We start from the raw sequence: 21,493 nt of genomic DNA, 5'->3' as shown, positions 1-21,493 counted from the left end.
GGCCTTCGGGCTGTCGCTTGCCCAGTGTCGTTCAGTCCTTCGTGAGCTTCGTGTATGCGGTCGTACTGCTACCTAGAGTACGTGGCTCGCGCTCGGTCGGTTCCCCGTGGGGCGCGGGCACGACTGCCTCGGGGGCGGGGCGCGGCGCTCCGAACAGGGCTCGGCGGAGGTCGGCCCGTACCTGGCGGGCGGTGCTGCGGGCGGCGCCGACCGCCTGTCGCACGGTACGCGCGACGGGCCGCCACAGGCCGTCGCGCAGCAGGTGTCCGACGGGCGTGAGGACGTGCCGGTACGTCCACCGCAGGAGTCCGCCGAGGAAGCGGCCGACGGCACGCGACACGTACCCGGCGATCCGCCACGCGTGCCCGAACGCGGCCCCGACCTCCAGCCCGACGGGCACGAGCACCCGCCGCCACAGAAACCCCGCGGGCACGACGACGAGCCAGGTCCACAGGAAGCGGACGGGCACGACGATCAGCCACCGCCACACGAACACGACGGGTACGACGACGACCCACCGCCATACGAACCCGACCGGCACGACGACACCCCACCGCCACAGGAACGCGAGCGCCGTGCCGAGCGCCCGCAGGGTCCAGGCGATGCCGGCGCCGATCCCGCGTACGACCCAGGCGACGCCGTGCCCGAGCGGAGTGAGCAGCCGCCGGTACAGCCACACCGCGGGCACCACGCACAGCACCCGCCCCAGCCAGGCGAGCCCGCGCCCGACCGGTACGAGCACGTACCGCCACAGCCCCACCCACGGCCACACGCACACCGCGAGCAGGGTCCAGCCGAGCACGTCGCCGATGAACTTGGTGACGACGACGAGGAGTTGACCGAGCGGCGTGAGCACGTGCGCGCACAGCCACTGCGCGGGCCGTGCGACCAGGGTGCGCAGCGTCCACACAAGGCCGTGGCCGAAGGGGGTGAGGAGATTCCGGTACGCCCACACCCACGGCACGACGAACAGCGCCCGCCCGAGCCAGGCGAGCGCACGGCCGAGGGGACGCAACAGGGCGCGGTCGAGGAACCGCCCGCAGACGACCAGCGCGTCCCAGACCATCCGCACCGGCACGACCAGCACGAGCACCACGATCCGCACCGGCAGCCGGATCGCCGTGACCAGACACCCCTCGGACGACGCGGGGGCCGACGGCGGGGCGGGGATCACGGGGCGCTTCTCCGGTTCTTCCATGCCATCGACGACGCACCACCACCCGATTTGGATCCACCACCGGCCACCCAGAACCGCAACTTCCCGCCCCGCTCCCCCTCCAGCACACCCCCGACGGCCTCGATCACCTTGCGGGAGCCGGTGTTGACGGTGTCGCAGGTGACGAGCACGGGGTCGATCCCGAGATCGAAGGCGTGGGGCAGGACGGCCCGCAGCATCCCGGTCGCGTGTGGGTGTCGGCGGAGTCGTCGGCCAGGACGGTGCCGACGTAGCGGGCGAAGCCGGCCGGGTCGTGCCAGGTCCGGGCGTGTTCGGCAGGTTCCCGAGCGAGTGTCCGGCCGAGGAACGCCTCGGCGGCGAACTCGTGCATCGCCTCCAGGAACGAGGCGTGGAAGCGAACGTCGGGAGCGATGAGCTGAGGCATCGCGCCATTGTGCCGCCGGGGCGTCGGAACGCCCCGGCGGGACGGGCTACTTGACGACCGTGAGCCGGAGCAGCGGAACATCCCCGCGTCGGCGGGGAGCATGACGGTCGCCGCGGCAACGGTATGTCACTTCACCGTGAGCGGGAGCAGCTTCTTCCCCGTGGGGCCGACCTGGATCTGGGTGTCCATCTGGGGGCAGACGCCGCAGTCGAAGCACGGTGTCCAGCGGCAGTCCTCGACCTCGGTCTCGTCGAGGGCGTCCTGCCAGTCCTCCCAGAGCCAGTCCTTGTCGAGGCCGGAGTCCAGGTGGTCCCAGGGCAGGACCTCTTCGTAGGTGCGCTCGCGGGTCGTGTACCAGTCGACGTCCACGCCGTACGCCGGGAGCGTCTTCTCGGCGCAGGCCATCCAGCGGTCGTACGAGAAGTGCTCGCGCCAGCCGTCGAAGCGGCCGCCGTCCTCGTAGACCGCGCGGATGACCGAGCCGATGCGGCGGTCGCCCCGCGACAACAGGCCTTCCACGATGCCGGGCTTGCCGTCGTGGTAGCGGAAGCCGATGGAGCGGCCGTACTTCTTGTCTCCGCGGATCTTGTCCCTGAGCTTTTCGAGACGCGCGTCCGTGTCCTCCGCCGACAGCTGCGGGGCCCACTGGAACGGTGTGTGCGGCTTGGGCACGAAACCGCCGATGGAGACCGTCGCGCGGATGTCGCCCTTGCCGGAGACCTCACGGCCCTTGGCGATCACGGAAGTTGCCATGTCGGCGATCTGCAGGACGTCGTCGTCCGTCTCCGTGGGCAGGCCGCACATGAAGTACAGCTTCACCTGGCGCCAGCCGTTGCCGTACGCGGTGGCGACCGTCCGGATCAGGTCCTCTTCCGAGACCATCTTGTTGATGACCTTGCGCATGCGCTCGGAGCCGCCCTCGGGCGCGAAGGTCAGGCCCGAGCGCCGGCCGTTGCGGGTCAGCTCGTTGGCCAGGTCGACGTTGAAGGCGTCGACGCGGGTGGACGGGAGCGAGAGGCCGATCTTGTCCTCTTCGTACCGGTCCGCGAGGCCCTTCGCGATGTCGCCGATCTCCGAGTGGTCCGCGGAGGAGAGGGACAGCAGGCCGACCTCCTCGAAGCCGGTCGCCTTGAGGCCCTTGTCGACCATCTCGCCGATGCCGGTGATCGACCGCTCACGCACCGGGCGCGTGATCATGCCCGCCTGGCAGAAACGGCAGCCGCGCGTGCAGCCTCGGAAGATCTCTACCGACATCCGCTCGTGGACGGTCTCCGCGAGCGGGACGAGCGGCTGCTTCGGGTACGGCCACTCGTCGAGGTCCATGACCGTGTGCTTGGACACCCGCCACGGGACGCCCGACTTGTTGGGTACGACGCGGCCGATGCGGCCGTCCGGCAGGTACTCCACGTCGTAGAACCGCGGGATGTAGACGTTGCCGGTCTTCGCGAGGCGGAACAGAACTTCCTCGCGGCCGCCCGGCCGGCCCTCGGCCTTCCAGGCGCGGATGATCTCCGTCATGTCGAGCACGGCCTGCTCGCCGTCACCGATGATCGCGGCGTCGATGAAGTCGGCGATCGGCTCCGGGTTGAACGCCGCGTGGCCGCCCGCGAGCACGATCGGGTCGTCGAGCGTGCGGTCCTTGGACTCCAGCGGGATGTCCGCGAGCTCCAGGGCCGCGAGCATGTTGGTGTAGCCGAGCTCGGTGGAGAAGCTCAGCCCGAAGACGTCGAACGCCTTCACCGGGCGGTGGCTGTCGACCGTGAACTGCGGCACCTTGTGCTCGCGCATCAGCTCTTCCAGGTCCGGCCACACGCTGTACGTGCGCTCGGCGAGGACGCCCTCGCGCTCGTTCAGTACCTCGTACAGGATCATGACGCCCTGGTTGGGCAGACCGACCTCGTACGCGTCCGGGTACATCAGCGCCCAGCGGACGTCGCACTCGTCCCACGGCTTGACGGTGGAATTCAGCTCGCCACCGACGTACTGAATGGGCTTCTGCACGTGCGGGAGCAGCGCCTCGAGCTGGGGGAAGACGGACTCGGCAGGCATCACTACGACCTTCGTGAGCTGGCTTGGGGCACCCCCGGCCAATGGCGAGGGGGAAGGGTGACCCTCAAGACTAACGCGTCCGGCGCAACGCTTCCGCAGCCTCCACCGCGCGCTCCCACCACCCGGGCAGCCCGGCCTCGGACAGCTCGGCGGTCCTTTCCTCCCGGCCGTAGAGCAGTCCGTACGTGAAGGAACTCTCCCCCGCCGCGTGCGCCTGCCCGGCCAGATCGCGCAGCGTGGCCCGCGCCATCACGCTGTCCTGGTGCTCGCCGAGCCCGCTCTGCAGCTTCTTCGCGCGCTTGGCGAGGCGCTTCGCGGGCTTGCCGAGCGCGGGCTTCGCGGCCTCCGCCGCGTACCGGGTGCGCTTGGCCTTCTTGCGGGCCTCGTGCAGGGCCTGGTCCCGTTCGGTGCCCGGGTCGGCGGCGAGCGCCGCGTCGACGGCGTCGGTCAACCGCTCGAACTCGCGCAGCACGGCCTTCGTGAGGACGGCCTGCGGCGGCTTCGCGGCGGCCGGGCGCAGCGGCGGGTCGGCGAGCAGCCCGTCGACGGTGTCGAGCAGCGCGAGGTAGCGCCGGCCGTCGAGCACGGTGGTCAGCCGGCGCCGCGAGCCGCCGCGGCGCGCCGCCGACCAGGTGCGCAGCCGTCCCCGTACGGGCCCGTCGATCAGCGTCCGCGGCAGCTCCGCGACGGCCTCCCGGAGGCGTTCGGTCAGCACTTCGCGGTCCCGGTCGACACCCAGCTCACCGGCGAGCCACTTCAGCTCGTCGCCGACCGGGTCGGTGACGGACCGGTCCAGGACCTTGCGGTACGAGCGCAGCGCGCTGCGCATCCGGCGGGTGGCGACGCGCATCTGGTGCACCGCGTCGGGCAGATCGCGGCGCACGTCCGGGTCGAGCTCGACAAGGGCGTCGCGCTGGGTGCGCAGATACGCGAGGACGTGATCGCCCGAGGTGACGGGCGGCGCGGGCTTCGCCGACCGGACGCGCGGCTCCGTGCCCGTCTCGGCGAGCGCGCGGGCCAGCTTGGACGCCGAGCCCGCCGGGACGACGCCCGCCTTGCGCAGCCGCTTCTCCACCTTGTCGAGGAACGCGGGGTCCCCGCCCTCGGCCAGCTCCACCTCGATCTCGGTCCACTCGGCGCTGCCGTCGCCGCCGGCGAGCCGGTCGGCCCGTACGGAGTCCACGCTGACCTCGGCGAGCAGCGCCCCGTCGGCGTCCATGAGGTGGCGTACGGCGCGGGCGGAGCGGAGCCGGATCACGGGGACGAGGTCGGCGTGGCGCACCCGGGAGCGGACGAGGTCGGCGAGGGCGCGCGGCACCTGGTCGGAGAGCGGTGCCTGGACCTCGTCGCGCACCCCTGCGGAGACGGGGAGTTTGAGGTGCCAGCCCGCGTCGTCCCCGCCGGTGCGGCGGCGCAGGGTGCGGGCGGACGCGGCGAGGCGGAGGTCGGCGGTGTCGTAGTAGGTGGCGTCGAGGTCGACGGTACCGCGGTCCAGGACGGCGGCGACCCCAGGCACCCGCGTCAGGTCGGGCAGCCCGGGGCCGTCAGAGGCGCCGTCGGTTCCGGTGGATCCGTTGGGTCCGGTGGCTTCGTACTTCCGCTCGATCTCGCGCTTCGTCTCCGCCATAAAACGAATTTAGTCGCGCGACCCGCCGCTCGGCAGCCCCGCGACCCCGCTTACGCCGACATGGGCCGCTGCACCCGGATCGACTGGAGCAGTCCGATGGCGATCCAGACCGCGAACATCGACGTACCGCCGTAACTCACGAACGGCAGCGGCAGACCGGCGACCGGCATGATGCCGAGGGTCATGCCGACGTTCTCGAAGGACTGGAAGGCGAACCAGGCGATGATGCCGGAGGCGACGATCGTGCCGTACAGCTCGGTCGTCTCGCGGGCGATCCGGCAGGCGCGCCAGAGCACGACGCCCAGCAGGAACAGGATCAGTCCGGCGCCGATGAAGCCCAGCTCCTCACCGGCGACGGTGAAGATGAAGTCGGTCTGCTGCTCGGGCACGAACTGGCCGGTGGTCTGCGAGCCGTTGCCGAGTCCGGCGCCGGTGAGACCGCCGGAGCCGATGGCGATACGGGCCTGGTTGGTGTTGTAGCCGACGCCCGCCGGGTCGAGGGCCGGGTTGGCGAAGGCCGCGAAGCGGGCGATCTGGTAGTCGTCGAGCAGGCCGAGCTGCCAGACCGCGACGGCACCGGCGGCGCCCGTGCCGAGCAGGCCGAAGACCCAGCGGTTGGAGGCGCCGGAGGCGAGCAGCACGCCGAGGACGATCATCGCCATCACCATGACCGAGCCGAGGTCCGGCATCAGCATCGTGATCAGTATCGGGACGGCGGCGAGGCCGAGGGCCTGGACGACGGTGCGGTGGTCGGGGTGGTCCCGGTCGCCCGCGTCGACGCGCGCCGCGAGCAGCATCGCCATGCCGAGGATGATCGTGATCTTCACGAACTCGGAGGGCTGCAGGGAGAGTCCGCCGACGTTGATCCACGCGTGCGCGCCGTTGATGGTCGCGCCGAGCGGCGTCAGCACGAGCAGCACGAGGAAGACCGAGACGCCGTACAGGATCGGCACGGCCGTGCGCAGCGTGCGGTGCCCGAGCCAGATCGTCCCGATCATCAGGGTGAGCCCGATGCCGACGTTGAGGACGTGCTTGAAGAGGTACGAGTACGGGTCGTCGCCGACGAGTTCGGTGCGGTTGCGGGTCGCCGAGTAGACGAGCGCCGAGCCGATCAGGGACAGCGCGATCGCGGCCAGGAGCAGCGGCCAGTCGAGCCGTCGGGTGACGGAGTCACGGGCGAACAGCTTGGACCAGGAGCCCCGTTCGGGTCCGTAGCCGGAGACGGAGAAGCCGCCTGCCATCAGTCACGCCTCCAAGGTGCCGTTCCGGCGAGTGCGGCCGCGAGTTCCTGCTCGGCGGGCGGCTCCTCCTGCTGCGGCTCGTACGGCTTGATCTCGGGTGCGTCGATCGAGCCGTCGGGCTCGATCTTGGGCAGCTCGGAATGCGGCTTGGGCAGCAGGGCCTTCTTGGGGTCCTGCTGGCCCTTGGCGTCGAGGCCGTAGATCGCGTTGTAGATGTTGCGTACGGCGGGCCCGGCGGAGCCGGATCCGGTACCACCCTGGGAGATGGTCATCACGATCGTGTAGTCGTCGGTGTACGTCGCCAGCCAGCCGGTGGTCTGCTTGCCGTAGACCTGTGCGGTACCGGTCTTCGCGTGCATGGGGATCTTGTCCTGCGGCCAGCCGCCGAACCGCCAGGAGGCGGTACCGCGGGTGGCGACACCGGCCAGGGCCTCGTTCAGGTCTGCGATGGTCTTGTCGTCCACCGGCAGCTTGCCGTGCGACTTGGGCTTGATCTCCTCGACCTGCTTGCCGTCGGGGCTGACGATCGCCTTGCCGACGCTGGGGTCGTAGAGGGTTCCGCCGTTGGAGATGGCGGAGTAGACGGTGGCCATCTGGATGGGGGTGACGAGGATGTCGCCCTGTCCGATGGCGTAGTTGACGCTGTCACCGGCCTTCAGGCGATTGCCCTCCAGGCAGTTCTCGAAGGCGATCCTCTCGGCGTAGTCGCCGTTCTTCTTGCCCTGCTTGCACCAGGCGTCCTTGTTGGCCTTCCAGAAGTCCTTCTTCCACTGGCGGTCGGGGATGCGGCCGGAGACCTCGTTGGGGAGGTCGATGCCGGTCTCCTTGCCGAGGCCGTAGTCCTTGGCGGTCCGGTAGAACCAGTCGTCGGGGTTCTTCGGCTTGTTGCCGCCGTCGCGCTTCCACTCGCTGTGGCCGAGGGCGTAGAAGACGGTGTTGCAGGAGACTTCGAGGGCGCGGCCGAGGGTGATCGGTCCGTACCCCTTCGACTCGAAGTTGGCGAAGCTGCGGTTGCCGAGGCTGTAGGAGCTGGAGCAGTTGTACTTGTCGTCGAAGGAATGCCCGGCCCGGACGGCGGCGCTCGCGGAGATCACCTTGAAGATGGAGCCGGGCGGGGCCTGGCCCTGGGTGGCCCGGTTGAGCAGCGGGTAGTTGGACTTCTTGCTGGTGAGCCTGGCGTAGTCCTTGCCGGAGATGCCGCCGACCCAGGCGTTCGGGTCGTAGTCCGGCTGGGAGGCCATGGAGACGACGCGGCCGGTCTTCGACTCCAGGACGACCACGGCACCCGAGTCGGCCTCGTACTTGCGACCGGTGATCTTGTCGGTCTGCTGGCGGGCGGTCTTCATCGCCTGGTTGAGCTCGTACTCGGCGACGCGCTGCACGCGCGCGTCGATGCTGGTGACGACGTTGGAGCCGGGCGTCCCCGGGTCGGCCTGCGTCTTGCCCATCACCCGGCCGAGCTTGTCCACCTCGTACGACGTGACGCCGGCCTTGCCGCGCAGGTACTTGTCGTACGTCCGCTCAAGGCCGGAGCGGCCCACCTGGTCGGAGCGCAGGAACGGCGAGGAGGTGTTCTCGGCGGCCTTGATCTCCTCGTCCGTGACCGGCGAGAGATAGCCGAGGACCTGCGAGGTCCGGGCGCCGCCGGGTGCGGCGTAGCGGCGGACGGCGGTGGGCTCGGCGGTGATGCCGGGGAAATCCTCGGCGCGCTCCCGGATCTGCAGGGCCTGCCGGGGCGTGGCCTCGTCGGTGATCGGGATGGGCTGGTAGGGCGAGCCGTTCCAGCAGGGCTGCGGGGTCTCGTCGTTGCAGAGCCGGACCTTGTTGCCGACTTCCTTGGGCGTCATGCCCAGCACACCGGCGAGCCGGGTCAGGACGGCGTCCCCGTCGTCCTTCATCTTCATCAGCTCGGTGCGGGACGCGGAGACCACGAGCCGCGTCTGGTTGTCGGCGAGCGGCACGCCCCGGGCGTCGAGAATCGATCCGCGTACGGCGGGGTCGACGACGCGCTGCACATGGTTGCCGTTGGCCTCGTCGGCGTACTCGTCGCCGTTGCGCACCTGGAGGTACCAGAGGCGGCCGCCGAGGGTGAGGAAGAGGGAGAAGACGAGGACCTGGATGATGACGAGCCGGATCCGGACCCGCGGCGTCCGGCCGGTCTCAGGGATGTTGCTCATGGGCGCAGCCCATCCGTTGGAAGGGTGGTGGCGGGGTTGGGGCATCCCCTGCTCGAGCGGAGCCGAGAGCTTGGGGAAGGGTGGGCATTGCTCACAGCCTCTTGACCCCCTTGAGACGTCCCGCTCGGGCGACGCGCGCCTTGGCCGACTTGATGCGCAGCCCGCCGGCGCGCTGGCTGCCGATGCGCATCCCGGTGCCCGCGGAGAGCCAGCCGGTGGAGACTTCGCTGCTCTTGCCTCCGCCGCTGTTCTCGGCGAGCGGATCGTGCTCGGCGCGTCTGGCGAGCGCCATGATCGCGGGTACGACGAAGGGCGCGAGCAGCAGGTCGTAGAGCGTGGCGGTGAACAGCAGGCTGCCGAGGCCGACATGGGCGGCGGCGGTGTCGCCGACGAGGGTGCCGACTCCCGCGTACAGGAGCGTGGAGCCGATGGCGGCGCCGACCACGACGGCCATCGGGCCGGTGGCGGAGCGCAGTTGGCCGGACTCGGGCTTCACGAGGCCCGCGAGGTAGCCGATGACGCAGAGCACCAGGGCGTACCGGCCGACCGCGTGGTCGGCGGGCGGCGCGAGGTCGGCGAGGAGACCCGCGCCGAAGCCGATGAGGGCGCCGCCGACGTGTCCGTAGACGAGGGCGAGGCCGAGGACGGTCAGGAGCATCAAGTCCGGTACGGCGCCGGGCAGATGAAGCCGGGCGAGCACGCTGACCTGGACGACGAGGGCGACGACCACCAGGGTGGTGGACAGGAGCATCCGGTTGACACGCATGGGCCTTACTCCTGGTCGTTCTGGGGCTGCTGGCCGTCACCTGCGCCTGGATCGGCGCCGTCCTGCGCTACTCCGTCTTGTTCCGCTCCGTCGGCGGGCGGCGCCTGGCCGTCCTCGCCCTGGCCCTGTTCGCCCTCCTCGCCGGGCCCCGGCGGGGTGACGGTGACCGTGACGGTCGGCGTGGGCTTGGGCTTCACGGGCTCGGGCAGCACCTTGTCGCGCGGGTCGGTGCGGGGGGCCTCGACGACGACGCCGACGATGTCGAGCTTGGTGAAGCTGACGTACGGCTTCACATGGACCGTGCGGGTCAGGTCGCCGCCGGAGGGGTCGACCTTGACGACCTCGCCGATCGGGACGCCGGGCACGAACGGCTTGTCGGCCTGCGAGCCGAACGTGACCATCCGGTCGCCCTTCTTGACCTTGGCCTTGCCGTTGAGCATCTGCACGGCGAGATTCCGGTCGCCGCGGCCGGTGGCGAAGCCCAGCTCGTCGGTCTTCTCCATGCGGGTGCCGACGGTGAAGTCCGGGTCGTTGGCGAGCAGTACGGACGCGGTGTTGGGGCCGACGGTGGTGACGCGGCCGACGAGTCCTTCGCCGTTGAGGACCGTCATGTCGCGCCGGAGTCCGTCGTTGGCGCCGGCGTCGATGGTGACGGTCCAGGAGAAGCCCTGCGCGGCCCCTATGGCGATGACCTCGGCGCCTTTGATGCCGTACTGGCCGGCGCCGGCCTTCTTCAGCATCTGGTCGAGCTGGCGGACGCGGCTGCGGTTGCGGTCGTCGCTGCCCAGCTTCGCCTTGAGCGCGGCGTTCTCCCGCTCCAGCTCGCTGATGCGGTTGTGCCGGTCGTCGGAGTCGCGGACCGCTGCAATCGCGTTGCCGAGTGGGCTCACCGCGGCCGATACGCCGTTCTCCACCGGGCCGAAGACCGTCGCGGCGGCCTGCCGGGCACCGTCGACCGGGGAGTCCTCCCCGCCGCGGATGTCCACCGTGATCAAAGCGAACGCGATGGCGATCAGCAGCACCAGGAGCAGCCGGCTCTCTCGTGTGTCCCTCACGTGCGGCGGCCGTGCCTTCCTCGTCGGAATGGTTGTGCCTCTTGCTTATGTGACGCCTGCGGGGGCGCGCTTGTTGTCGGCCGAACCCGCCCAACGGGTCAGGTTTATGCCTCTATACCAACGATCCGCCGTACGAAACGAAACTCTGTACGGCGGATCGTCGAACTGCTTCACCTGCGCGGTGAGGCATCGAGGACCTGCTGCAGGGCCTCGAACTCGTCCACGCACTTGCCGGATCCGAGCACCACGGAGTCCAGCGGGTCCTCGGCGATGTGGATCGGCATGCCGGTCTCGCGGCGCAGCCGCTCGTCGAGGCCGCGGAGCAGGGCGCCGCCGCCGGTGAGGACGATGCCGCGGTCCATGACGTCTCCGGAGAGCTCCGGCGGGCACTTGTCGAGGGTGGTCTTGACCGCGTCCACGATCGCGTTGACCGGCTCCTCGATGGCCTTGCGGACCTCGGCCGCGGAGATCACCACGGTCTTGGGCAGGCCGCTGACCAGGTCGCGGCCGCGGATCTCGGTGTGCTCGTCGGCGTCCATGTCATACGCCGAACCGATGGTGATCTTGATCTGCTCGGCGGTGCGCTCGCCGAGGAGGAGGCTGTACTCCTTCTTGATGTGCTGGATGATCGCGTTGTCCAGCTCGTCCCCCGCGACGCGGATCGACTGCGCTGTGACGATTCCTCCGAGGGAGATCACGGCGACCTCGGTGGTGCCGCCGCCGATGTCCACCACCATGTTGCCCGTGGCCTCGTGGACCGGGAGGCCCGAGCCGATCGCCGCGGCCATCGGCTCCTCGATGATGTGCACCTGACGGGCACCGGCCTGCGTGGAGGCCTCGATGACCGCGCGGCGCTCGACGCCGGTGATGCCGGAGGGGACACAGACCACGACGCGCGGCCGGGCCAGATAACGACGCTTGTGGATCTTGAGGATGAAGTAGCGGAGCATCCGCTCGGTGATCTCGAAGTCGGCGATGACGCCGTCCTTCAGAGGGCGGACCGCGACGATGTTGCCAGGGGTGCGGCCGATCATTTTCTTCGCCTCAGCGCCGACCGCGAGGATGCCACCCGTATTCGTGTTGATGGCAACGACGGACGGTTCGTTGAGTACGATGCCGCGGCCCCTGACGTACACCAGCGTGTTGGCGGTCCCGAGGTCGACAGCCATGTCACGGCCGATGAACGACATGTTGGTTCCCATCAGGATGCGTCTGGCCTTCCCAAAGTCGTGCGCCAATGGCTTTGTCAGGTCGGCGAGGTGGGTGCTGTGACGTGGAGGCTTACATCGTAGTCTCGCCTGCACGGACACGGCGCGAGGGTCTCCGCCATTGTCAGCAGAACACTCGCCGCCCCGCTAATGGGGACGAGCCGACGGAAGGATGCGTTCCCCCGATTGGCTTGCATATGCCAAGAGGCGGCGCGCAATTCGCGGCCGCCCCTTGGTTCCAGCCAAGATACTGACGCCGAGTCAGCAAACGGTACGTCAGAAACTCGTACCGAAACTCAGACCAGCGAGGGGAAGAAGATCTTCAGCTCGCGCTCCGCGGACTCCTCCGAGTCCGAGGCGTGGATGAGGTTCTCGCGCACGATCGTGCCGAAGTCACCGCGGATCGAACCGGGCGCGGCGGCGATCGGGTCGGTCGGACCGGCGAGCGCGCGCACGCCCTCGATGACCCGCTCACCCTCGACGACCAGGGCGACGACGGGACCGGACGACATGAACGCGACCAGCGGCTCGTAGAAGGGCTTGCCCTGGTGCTCGCCGTAGTGCTGCTCCAGGATGTCCTGGCCGAGGGTGCGCAGCTCCAGCGCACTGATGGTCCAGTTCGCCTTGCGCTCGATGCGGCCGATGATCTCGCCGATCAGACCACGGCGTACGGCGTCGGGCTTGAGCAGGACGAGGGTGCGCTGGCTCACGGTGTCGGCTCCTTCAAGTGCAAATACGGGAGAGCGGTACGCAGAGGCTACAGGGCCACGAGCAGCGGCGGTTACTCAGCGTCAAGCCCGCCGCAGGGCCCGTCCCCGGTCGGGCTAGGGCCTGTCCGGCGGATCAGGCCGGACCCGGTCGACGGTGACCTGCCGGTCGAGCCGCGCCCCCGGCATGATCCGCCGGACAGGCCCTACGCCGGGCCCGCGCCCGCCTCCTGCTGCGCGGCGAAGCGGGCCTTGGCCTCGTCGACCTTGCGGCCGAAGTGCACCGAGCACCACCACAGGGCCGCGAAGCAGGCGCCGAGGAAGAACATCGTGGGCACGATGAAGCCGGCGAGGATCAGGCCGATCTGCAGGGCCCAGCCGAGCTGCACCCCGCCGGGCCGCGTGACCATGCCGCACAGCAGCACCGACAGAGCCATGGCGATGCCGCAGACCGTCCAGACCGTGCCCATCGTCAGGTCCGGGTCCTTCATCGCCACGAGACCGGCGAAGCCGATGATGAAGAACTCGCCGATCAGCGTGGACGAACAGAGCGTGCGCATGGGTCAGCCCCTCCCCAGGAGCAGTCGGGCCTCGCCGACGGTGATGACGGAACCGGTGACGAGGACACCGCCACCGGCGTACTCCCCCTCCTCCTCGGCGAGGGTGATCGCGGCCTCGATGGCGTCGTCCAGGCGCGGCTCGACCTGCACGCGCTCGTCGCCGAAGACCTCGACGGCGACCGCGGCCAGGGCGTCCGTGTCCATCGCGCGGTGGCTGGAGTTCTGCGTGACGACGATCTCCGCGAAGATCGGCTCGAAGGCCTCGAGCAGTCCGCGTACGTCCTTGTCGCCGCTCGCGCCGACCACGCCGACCAGGCGGCTGAGGCCGAAGGCCTCGCTGATCGCCTCGGACGTGGCGCGGGCGCCGGCCGGGTTGTGCGCGGCGTCCAGGATGACCGTCGGCGACTTGCGGACCACCTCCAGGCGGCCCGGCGAGACGACCGAGGCGAAGGCGCGGCGCACCACCTCGTTGTCCAGCGGGTCGACGCGCTGCGCGCCGACGCCGAAGAACGCCTCGACCGCGGCGAGCGCCACCGCGGCGTTGTGCGCCTGGTACGCGCCGTGCAGGGGCAGGAAGATCTCGTCGTACTCACCGCCGAGTCCGCGCAGCGTCACCAGCTGGCCGCCGACGGCGATCTGCCGGGAGACGACGCCGAACTCCATACCCTCGCGGGCCACCGTGGCGTTGACCTCGACGGCCTTCTTCAGGAGCACCTGCGCGGCGTCCACCGGCTGCTGGGCGAGGATCACCGTGGCGTCCTGCTTGATGACGCCGGACTTCTCCGCGGCGATCTCGCCGGGCGTCTCGCCCAGGCGGTCCGTATGGTCCAGGTCGATGGGGGTGATCACGGCGACGTCGGCGTCGATGACGTTCGTCGCGTCCCAGGTGCCGCCCATGCCGACCTCGACCACCGCGACGTCCACCGGGGCGTCCGCGAACGCGGCGTACGCCATGCCCGTCAGCACCTCGAAGAACGAGAGGCGGTAGTCCTCCTGGGCGTCGACCATCTCGACGTACGGCTTGATGTCCTGGTACGTCTCGATGAAGCGCTCGGCCGACATCGGGGAGCCGTCCAGGCTGATCCGCTCGGTGATCGACTGGACGTGGGGCGAGGTGTACCGACCCGTGCGGAGCTCGAAGGCGCCGAGCAGGGCCTCGATCATGCGGGCCGTGGACGTCTTGCCGTTGGTGCCGGTCAGGTGGATCGACGGGTACGCCCGCTGCGGGTCGCCGAGGACGTCCATCAGGGCCTTGATGCGGCGCACCGACGGGTCCAGCTTGGTCTCGCCCCAGCGGGTGGCGAGGTCGGCCTCCACCTCCCGCAGCGCCCGGTCCACTTCGGGGTCCTCGGGGCGCGCCGGGACCTCGGCCTGCGGCGGGGCCGTCTGGGCGCGCAGGGTACGGCTGCCGGCCTCGATCACCGCGAGGTCGGGGTCTCGGTTGGTCTCTTCCTCGACGATGCCGTCGAAGGCGTCGGGCTCGCGCTCCTGGTCGTCGAAGGAGTCGGGTTCGCTGTCGTCGCTCGGGCCGCCGGCCGGGGGGAGGTCACTCACGCCGTCCAGTCTACGGAGCGGGTGTGACAGGACGTTCGACCCGCCCGGTTCGGGACGTTCGGCCCGCCCGTACACGGATTCGCCGGGCAGACTTGGCGATCATGGACATAGGCATCGACCTCGGCACCGCCAACACCCTGCTCTACGCCCGCGGCCAGGGCATCGTGCTCAACGAACCCTCCGTCGTGGCCGTCCGCGAGGGCAGCCGCTCCGCGCTCGCGGTCGGCGCGGAGGCCAAGGAGACCATCGGCCGCACGCCGGGGTCGATCACCGCGATCCGTCCGCTGCAGGACGGCGTGATCAGCGACTTCGAGGCCGCCGAGGAGATGATCCGGCACTTCGTCCGCAAGGCCGTGCCGGGCCGACGCCCCCGCATCCGCATGGTCGTCTGCGTGCCCAGCGGGGTCACGCCGGTCGAGCGGCGCGCGATCGTGCACGCCGCGCAGCGGGCCGGGGCGCGGGCCGTGCATCTGATCGAGGAGCCGATGGCCGCGGCGATCGGGGCGGGCCTGCCGGTGTCCGAGCCGCGCGGCTCGATGGTCGTGGACATCGGCGGCGGCACCGCCGAGGTCGCCGTGATCTCCCTCGGCGGGATCGTCACCGCCCAGTCCCTGCGGGTCGGCGGCCACCGCCTTGACGCCGCGATCACCGACTACGTACGCAAGGAGCACGGGCTGCTCATCGGCGAGCGGACCGCCGAGGACATCAAGGTCGCCATCGGCTCGGCCTGGCCGGTGCCCGGCGAGGACGCCTTCGAGATGCGGTCGTATCCGGTCCGCGGGCGGGAGAAGATCCGCGGCCTTCCGAAGACCGTCGACCTGACGGTGAAGGAGGTGCGGGCCGCCCTGGACGAGCCGGTCGAGGCGGTCATCACGGCCGTACGGGCCACGCTCGAGGACTGCCCGCCCGAGCTGTCCGGCGACGTCATGGAGCACGGCATCGTGCTGACCGGCGGCGGCGCCCTGCTGCCCGGCCTCGACCTGCGCCTGGCGTCGGCCACCGGCATCCCGGTCGTCGTGGCCGACGACCCGCTGGACTCGGTGGCCCTGGGCTGCGGCACGTGCGTGGAGGACTTCGACGCGCTGCAGCGGCTGATGACGGCCGCCTGAGCCCGGCCGCCTCAGAGCCCGGGGCCCGCCGGCAGCTCCGCAAGCACCTCGTACGTGCCGTCCCCGCGCCCCGCCTCGAAGGTCCCGCCGACGCTCCGCACCCGCTCCGCCATCCCGGCCGTGCCCGTCCCCGCCGACACCGGGGCGCGGCCGGGCGCCGAGGCGGGCAGGACGTTGCTGACGGCGATGCGGGCCAGGCCCTCGCCGACGCCGACGCGGACGCGGACGGGCTCGCCCGGCGCGTGCTTGGCGGCGTTGGTCAGGCACTCCTGGACGACGCGGTAGACGGCCGCCTGGCGCAGCGGCGAGAGCCGGAGCGCCGCGTCGTCCACGTCGAGGTCGACCGCGCTGCCCGCCCGTGCGCTCTGCTCCGCGAGCGCGGTCAGGCCGTCGAGTCCGGGCGTGGGAGCGCCGTCGGCGCCGCGCTGCACGATGATCTCGTTGAGCACCCGGTGGGCCCGGCGCGCGGTCTCCGACAGCTCCTCGAAGTCCTGCGCGTACGCCTCGCCGCGCGCCCTGCGGGCCAGCACCTCCGAGCGCACCGTGAGCAGCGTCAACTCCCGCCCCACGAAGTCGTGCACGTCCCCCGCGACCCGCGCCCGTTCGCTCTGCACCGCTTCGAGCGCCGCGGTCGTGGCGCGCTGCTTCTCCAGGGCGCGCACCAGGTCCTGCCGGTTCGCCGCGATGCCGACGCCGACGGCGAGCGCCCCGATCGGCACGACCAGGGACAGGAACTCGGCGACCGTCGCTGCCCGGCTCACCGGCCACCCCGGCAGGTTGAACAGCGCGTACGCGACCACGACGTACAGCACTCCCGCCGCCACCCCGGCTCGCCTGCCCCAGAACCTGGCGACGGAGTACAGCGCGAACTGGACGAGGGTCAGCTCGTGCAGCCACCCGAGCAGCCCGAGCCCCACGGCGTACGCGAGCCACGGCGCCCGGCGCCGCACGAGCAGCGTCGACGCGCTCGCGGTCAGGACGAGCCCGGCCTCCAGGCGCGTGTCGAGGGAGTTGTCGGCGGCGGCGAGGCCCGGCACGTCGAGCGCCATCACGGCCAGGCAGCTGAGCGCGGTCAGCACGTCGAGCGCACGCGGCCGGCCCGCCAAGCGCCGGACGAGGCGGCTCCCGGGGGCCGCCCATCCGCTGAGCGCCTCGAGGGCGGACCGTATGTGCATGTATTCCATCATCCGGGGTCCTTCGGCCCGATCCACGGGACTTACGTCCTGAATCACGTGATGTACGGCACCACAGTGGCCTCCTGAGCCCCACTGGCCCGTTCCGGGGACCGGCCGCACGGGCCACGGCGCGGTTTGCCGGAGCCGCCGCGCGGCGGGGGTGCAATCGGGTCCATGTGGTACGCCCAGAACTCCGGCCGCAGAATGCGGCAGCTGCTCGGCGATGCCGCGGTCCTGCTGTGGACCGCGGCGTGGGCCGCGGCCGCGATGATCGCGTATCGGCTCGCGCAGCTCGTCGCGCGCCCCGTGACGACCCCCTCGGCGCACGGCCACGGCTCGGGCTCCGGCCTCGGCCGCTTCGGCCGGTCCGCCGCCGAAGTGCCCCTGGTCGGCGGGCGGTTGGATGCCGCGCTGCGCGGGGTGGCGGGCGCCGGCGACCGCTTCGACGGCGGGCAGGCGGCCGCCCAGGGGCTCGCCGCGGGCGCCGCCGTCCTCGTCTTCCTGGTCCCCGTCGGGCTCGTCCTCGCGCTGTGGCTGCCGCGCCGGCTGCGCTGGATCAGGCAGGCGGCCGCCGCGTACGAGCTCGCCGCCTCCGAGGACGGCCGCGAACTCCTCGCCCTGCGCGCCCTGATGCGCCCCCTCGACGAGCTGTCCCGTACGGCGAAGACCCTGGAGGACGCGACCCCGGGCAGCCTCGCCGAGGGCTGGCGCGAGGGCGATCCGGAGACCCTGGACGCCCTCGCGGACGCGGAGTTGGTCCGCCTCGGCCTGCGGACCGCCTGGGGGGCCGCCGGGAGGCCCGTACGCGCGAAGGCCCCGGAACCGTGTGGTGACGGTTCCGGGGCCTTCGTACGGCCGTGACGGCCGGGGTACGCGTTACGCGGCGGGCAGCGCGTCCAGCTGGCCCTTGATGCGCTCGATGTCGGCCTCGGCCTTGGTGAGGCGACCGCGGATCTTGTCCACGACGTGGTCGGGGGCCTTGGCCAGGAACGCCTCGTTGGTGAGCTTGGCGTTGGCGGCGGTGATCTCCTTCTCGGCCGCCGCCAGGTCCTTGGCGAGGCGCTTGCGCTCGGCGGCGACGTCGATCGTGCCGGAGAGGTCGAGCGCGACCGTGGCACCGGAGACCGGCAGCGTCGCCGTGGCGGCGAAGCTCTCGCCCTCCGGCTGCAGGCGAAGGAGCTGGCGGATGGCCGCCTCGTGCGGCGCGAGCGCCGTGCCGTCCAGGGTGAGCCGGGCCGGGACCTTCTGGCCGGGCTGCAGGCCCTGGTCCGAACGGAACCGGCGGACCTCGGTGATGACCTGCTGGAGCGTCTCGATCTCCCGCTCGGCGGCCTCGTCCTGGAAGCCACCCGGGGCGTCAGCCCCAGGAACGGACACAGCGGCCGGCCAGTCGGCGATGACCAGGGACTCGTTGCCCGTGAGCGTCGTCCACAGCGTCTCCGTGACGAACGGGACGACCGGGTGCAGCAGCTTCAGCGTGACGTCGAGGACCTCACCGAGGACGCGCTTGGTGTCCTCGGCGGCCTGGCCGCCCTCCTGGAACGTGGTCTTCGTCAACTCGACGTACCAGTCGAAGACTTCGTCCCAGGCGAAGTGGAACAGCGCGTCCGAGAGCTTCGCGAACTGGTAGTCCTCGTAGTACGCGTCCACCTCGGCGACGACCGAGTTGAGCCGCGACAGGATCCACCGGTCGGTCGCCGACAGGCGCTCGGCGGGCGGGAGTTCACCCTCGACCGTGGCGCCGTTCATCAGCGCGAAGCGCGTGGCGTTCCAGATCTTGTTGGCGAAGTTCCGCGAGCCCTGGACCCAGTCCTCGCCGATCGGGACGTCCGTACCGGGGTTGGCGCCGCGGGCCAGGGTGAACCGGAGGGCGTCCGAGCCGTACTTGTCCATCCAGTCGAGCGGGTTGACCGCGTTGCCGAAGGACTTCGACATCTTCTTGCCGAACTGGTCGCGGACCATGCCGTGCAGCACGATCGTGTGGAACGGCGGGGTGCCGTCCATCGCGTACAGGCCGAACATCATCATCCGGGCGACCCAGAAGAACAGGATGTCGTACCCGGTGACCAGGACGGAGTTCGGATAGAACTTCTCGAGGCTCTCGGTCTGTTCGGGCCAGCCGAGTGTGGAGAACGGCCACAGGCCCGACGAGAACCAGGTGTCCAGGACGTCGGTGTCCTGCGTCCAGCCCTCGCCCGTCGGCTCCTCGTCGTCCGGGCCGAGGCAGACGACCTCGCCGTTCGGCCCGTACCAGACGGGGATGCGGTGGCCCCACCACAACTGCCGCGAGATGCACCAGTCGTGGAGGTTGTCGACCCAGTCGAAGTACCGCTTCTCCATCTCCTGCGGGTGGACCTTGACCTTGCCGTCGCGGACCGCGTCACCGGCGGCCTTCGCGAGCGGGCCGACCTTGACCCACCACTGCATCGACAGGCGCGGCTCGACGGTGGTCTTGCAGCGCGAGCAGTGGCCCACGGAGTGCGTGTACGGCCGCTTCTCGGCGACGATCCGGCCCTCGGCGCGCAGCGCGCCGACGATCGCGGAGCGGGCCTCCAGGCGGTCGAGGCCCTGGAACGGGCCGTGCGCGGTGATGACGGCGTGCTCGTCCATGACCGCGATGTTGGGCAGGTCGTGACGCTGGCCGATCTCGAAGTCGTTCGGGTCGTGGGCCGGGGTGACCTTGACGGCGCCCGTGCCGAACTCCGGGTCGACGTGCGTGTCCGCGACGACCGGGATGGAGCGGTCGGTCAGCGGCAGCTTGATCAGCTTGCCGATGAGGTGCGCGTACCGCTCGTCGTCCGGGTGGACCGCGACGGCGGTGTCACCGAGCATCGTCTCGGCGCGCGTGGTGGCGACGACGAGGGTCTCGTCACCCTCGCCGTACTTGATCGAGACGAGCTCGCCCTCGTCGTCCTGGTACTCCACCTCGATGTCCGAGATGGCCGTCAGGCAGCGCGGGCACCAGTTGATGATGCGCTCGGCGCGGTAGATCAACTCGTCGTCGTACAGCTTCTTGAAGAGGGTCTTGACCGCCTGGGACAGGCCCTCGTCCATGGTGAAGCGCTCACGGTCCCAGTCGACGCCGTCGCCGAGGCGGCGCATCTGGCCGGAGATCTGGCCGCCGGACTCGTTCTTCCACTGCCAGACGCGCTCGACGAACGCCTCGCGGCCCAGGTCGTGGCGGGACTTGCCCTCCTTGGCGAGCTCGCGCTCCACGACGTTCTGCGTGGCGATGCCGGCGTGGTCCATGCCGGGCTGCCACAGCGTCTCGAAGCCCTGCATGCGCTTGCGGCGCGTCAACGCGTCGATGAGCGTGTGCTCGAAGGCGTGGCCCAGGTGCAGGCTGCCCGTGACGTTCGGCGGGGGGATGACGACGGTGTACGGCGACTTCTCGCTCTTGGCGTCGGCGGCGAAGTAACCGCGGTCTACCCAGCGCTCGTACAACGGCCCCTCTACCTCGGCCGGAGCGTAGGTCTTCGGCAGTTCGGGCTCGGGGACGCTGCTGTTCTGATGCTGAGTGTTCTCGGTCACGACGCACAGTTTAGAGCCGTCACGGTCCCGTACCGAAACCAGATTCGTTGGTAACGGTGTGACCCCCGACGCCCCGCGCCGCCACGGCTTCGGTCAGGATGTTCGGAACGAATAAGTTCTGGAGGGGACTAAGGAATGAGCTACAACCAGCCGGGCCCGTACGGCGGCCAGCCCCAGCAGCCCGGACCGTACGGTCAGCCGGGTCAGCCGCAGCAGCCGGGCCCTTACGGCCAGCAGCCGCAGGCGCCGCAGCCCGGCTACGGCTACCCGCAGCAGGCCCCCCAGGGTGTCCCGCCGCAGCAGGGCTACGGCCACCCGCAGCAGCAGGCGCCCGGCCCGTACGGGCAGCAGCAGGCCCCTTACGGCCAGGTCCCGCCCCCGCCGCAGGGCGGTGGCGGCGGCAAGAAGGCGGGCATCATCATCGCCGCGGTCGTGGCGGTCGCGCTCGTCGCGGGCGGCGTGTGGTTCTTCACGAGCGACAGCAGCGGCGGCGGTGGCGGCGGCGGTTCGGTCGCCGGTGACGGCAAGACGTACGAGCTGACGACTCCGGAGACGCTGCTCGGCGAGTACAAGAAGAAGCCGGGCTCCGAGTCCTCCGGCGCCCAGATCCGCGACGCGGAGAAGTGGGGCCTGAAGAACGGCAAGGAGGTCAGCGCGCAGTACCTCGCCGGCACCGGGATGTCGCAGAAGCTCATCCAGTTCATGGGCGGCTACGGCGAGATCGACGACCCCGAGGCCCTTCTGGACGCCGCCTTCGCCGGCATGAAGCAGCAGGCGGAGAACAATCCGTCCGGGGGCGGCCAGCCGGTCGGCGAGCCGCAGGACATGAGCCCGAGCGGGTTCGAGGACGGCGTCATGCGGTGCCAGGAGATGGAGGTCGACCTCGGCGCGAGCCTGGGCGGCGAGTCCAGCGGCAAGCCGATGAAGATGCCGATGTGCCTGTGGGCCGACAACAGCACCTTCGCCGTCGTCATCCCCCAGGAGACGGCCGCCATGCTGAAGGGCGAGAGCGCCTCCCTCGAAGAGGCGGCCGCCACCACCGCCAAGGTCCGCGACGAGGTCCGCGTCGAGGCCAAGTGACGCTCGTAGCGCACTGATTCACACGAAGGGGCCCCACCGCATCGGTGGGGCCC

The 21,493-nt window shown here is 70.7% G+C and carries 17 protein-coding genes; 3 read left to right on the top strand and 14 right to left on the bottom strand.

The window, feature by feature from the left end; all coding sequences use genetic code 11:
- Window positions 1-31: 31 nt before the first annotated feature.
- The 12 genes from RCO28_RS00505 to RCO28_RS00450 form a co-directional block, all read right to left on the bottom strand.
- Complete coding sequence (locus RCO28_RS00505; RefSeq protein ID WP_308938879.1) at window positions 32-1,198, bottom strand: hypothetical protein; 1,167 nt, start codon at window positions 1,196-1,198, stop codon at window positions 32-34.
- Window positions 1,171-1,395, bottom strand: coding sequence for a hypothetical protein (locus RCO28_RS00500; protein WP_308938878.1), 225 nt, complete (start codon window positions 1,393-1,395; stop codon window positions 1,171-1,173). The genes RCO28_RS00505 and RCO28_RS00500 overlap by 28 nt, the downstream gene beginning before the upstream one ends.
- A 332-nt stretch (window positions 1,396-1,727) precedes the next feature.
- Window positions 1,728-3,650: a TIGR03960 family B12-binding radical SAM protein gene (locus tag RCO28_RS00495; protein WP_308938877.1), complete on the bottom strand. Its 1,923-nt coding sequence runs from the start codon at window positions 3,648-3,650 to the stop codon at window positions 1,728-1,730.
- A gap of 70 nt (window positions 3,651-3,720) precedes the next feature.
- The gene (locus RCO28_RS00490; RefSeq protein WP_308938876.1) at window positions 3,721-5,277 is read right to left on the bottom strand and encodes a CYTH and CHAD domain-containing protein; all 1,557 of its coding nucleotides are present in this window, start codon (window positions 5,275-5,277) and stop codon (window positions 3,721-3,723) included.
- Window positions 5,278-5,327: 50 nt separating this feature from the next.
- Window positions 5,328-6,518 carry a rod shape-determining protein RodA gene (rodA, locus tag RCO28_RS00485; protein WP_308938875.1) on the bottom strand — a complete coding sequence of 397 codons (1,191 nt, stop codon included), beginning with the start codon at window positions 6,516-6,518 and terminating at the stop codon, window positions 5,328-5,330.
- Window positions 6,518-8,695 carry a penicillin-binding protein 2 gene (gene mrdA, locus RCO28_RS00480; RefSeq protein WP_308938874.1) on the bottom strand — a complete coding sequence of 726 codons (2,178 nt, stop codon included), beginning with the start codon at window positions 8,693-8,695 and terminating at the stop codon, window positions 6,518-6,520. Before mrdA ends, rodA begins: the two co-directional genes overlap by 1 nt.
- Window positions 8,696-8,786: 91 nt before the next feature.
- Entirely contained in the window at window positions 8,787-9,461 is a 675-nt protein-coding gene (mreD, locus tag RCO28_RS00475; RefSeq protein WP_308938873.1) for a rod shape-determining protein MreD, read from the bottom strand.
- A gap of 5 nt (window positions 9,462-9,466) precedes the next feature.
- Window positions 9,467-10,516, bottom strand: coding sequence for a rod shape-determining protein MreC (mreC, locus tag RCO28_RS00470; protein WP_308938872.1), 1,050 nt, complete (start codon window positions 10,514-10,516; stop codon window positions 9,467-9,469).
- A gap of 170 nt (window positions 10,517-10,686) precedes the next feature.
- On the bottom strand, window positions 10,687-11,706 hold the full coding sequence (locus RCO28_RS00465; protein WP_282539654.1) for a rod shape-determining protein: 1,020 nt from the start codon (window positions 11,704-11,706) through the stop codon (window positions 10,687-10,689).
- Between the two features lie 314 nt (window positions 11,707-12,020).
- Complete coding sequence (ndk, locus tag RCO28_RS00460; protein ID WP_308938871.1) at window positions 12,021-12,434, bottom strand: nucleoside-diphosphate kinase; 414 nt, start codon at window positions 12,432-12,434, stop codon at window positions 12,021-12,023.
- Window positions 12,435-12,637: 203 nt separating this feature from the next.
- Window positions 12,638-12,991 carry a DUF4233 domain-containing protein gene (locus tag RCO28_RS00455; RefSeq protein ID WP_308938870.1) on the bottom strand — a complete coding sequence of 118 codons (354 nt, stop codon included), beginning with the start codon at window positions 12,989-12,991 and terminating at the stop codon, window positions 12,638-12,640.
- Window positions 12,992-12,994: 3 nt separating this feature from the next.
- Window positions 12,995-14,545, bottom strand: coding sequence for a bifunctional folylpolyglutamate synthase/dihydrofolate synthase (locus RCO28_RS00450; protein ID WP_374991064.1), 1,551 nt, complete (start codon window positions 14,543-14,545; stop codon window positions 12,995-12,997).
- 101 nt (window positions 14,546-14,646) lie between these two features.
- Between RCO28_RS00450 and RCO28_RS00445 the strand changes: the two genes are divergently transcribed.
- On the top strand, window positions 14,647-15,654 hold the full coding sequence (locus RCO28_RS00445; protein WP_308938869.1) for a rod shape-determining protein: 1,008 nt from the start codon (window positions 14,647-14,649) through the stop codon (window positions 15,652-15,654).
- An 11-nt stretch (window positions 15,655-15,665) separates the two neighbouring features.
- On the opposite strand, the gene RCO28_RS00440 is transcribed toward RCO28_RS00445, so the two are convergent.
- Window positions 15,666-16,829 (bottom strand): histidine kinase, encoded by a 1,164-nt coding sequence (locus RCO28_RS00440; RefSeq protein ID WP_308938868.1) that lies wholly within the window; start codon window positions 16,827-16,829, stop codon window positions 15,666-15,668.
- 174 nt (window positions 16,830-17,003) lie between these two features.
- On the opposite strand from RCO28_RS00440, the gene RCO28_RS00435 reads away from it, so the two are divergent.
- Complete coding sequence (locus tag RCO28_RS00435) at window positions 17,004-17,690, top strand: hypothetical protein (protein ID WP_308938867.1); 687 nt, start codon at window positions 17,004-17,006, stop codon at window positions 17,688-17,690.
- Between the two features lie 15 nt (window positions 17,691-17,705).
- Here the strand turns inward: RCO28_RS00435 and RCO28_RS00430 are convergent, their stop codons facing one another.
- Window positions 17,706-20,360, bottom strand: a complete 2,655-nt coding sequence (locus tag RCO28_RS00430; protein ID WP_308938866.1) for a valine--tRNA ligase — start codon at window positions 20,358-20,360, stop codon at window positions 17,706-17,708.
- A gap of 135 nt (window positions 20,361-20,495) precedes the next feature.
- On the opposite strand from RCO28_RS00430, the gene RCO28_RS00425 reads away from it, so the two are divergent.
- The gene (locus tag RCO28_RS00425) at window positions 20,496-21,440 is read left to right on the top strand and encodes a hypothetical protein (RefSeq protein ID WP_308938865.1); all 945 of its coding nucleotides are present in this window, start codon (window positions 20,496-20,498) and stop codon (window positions 21,438-21,440) included.
- Window positions 21,441-21,493 lie beyond the last annotated feature (53 nt).

Source organism: Streptomyces sp. LHD-70, assembly GCF_031157275.1.
GTDB lineage: Bacteria > Actinomycetota > Actinomycetes > Streptomycetales > Streptomycetaceae > Streptomyces.
The sequence above is the reverse complement of the archived record's forward strand: the minus strand, read 5'-3'. Positions and strand labels throughout refer to the sequence as shown.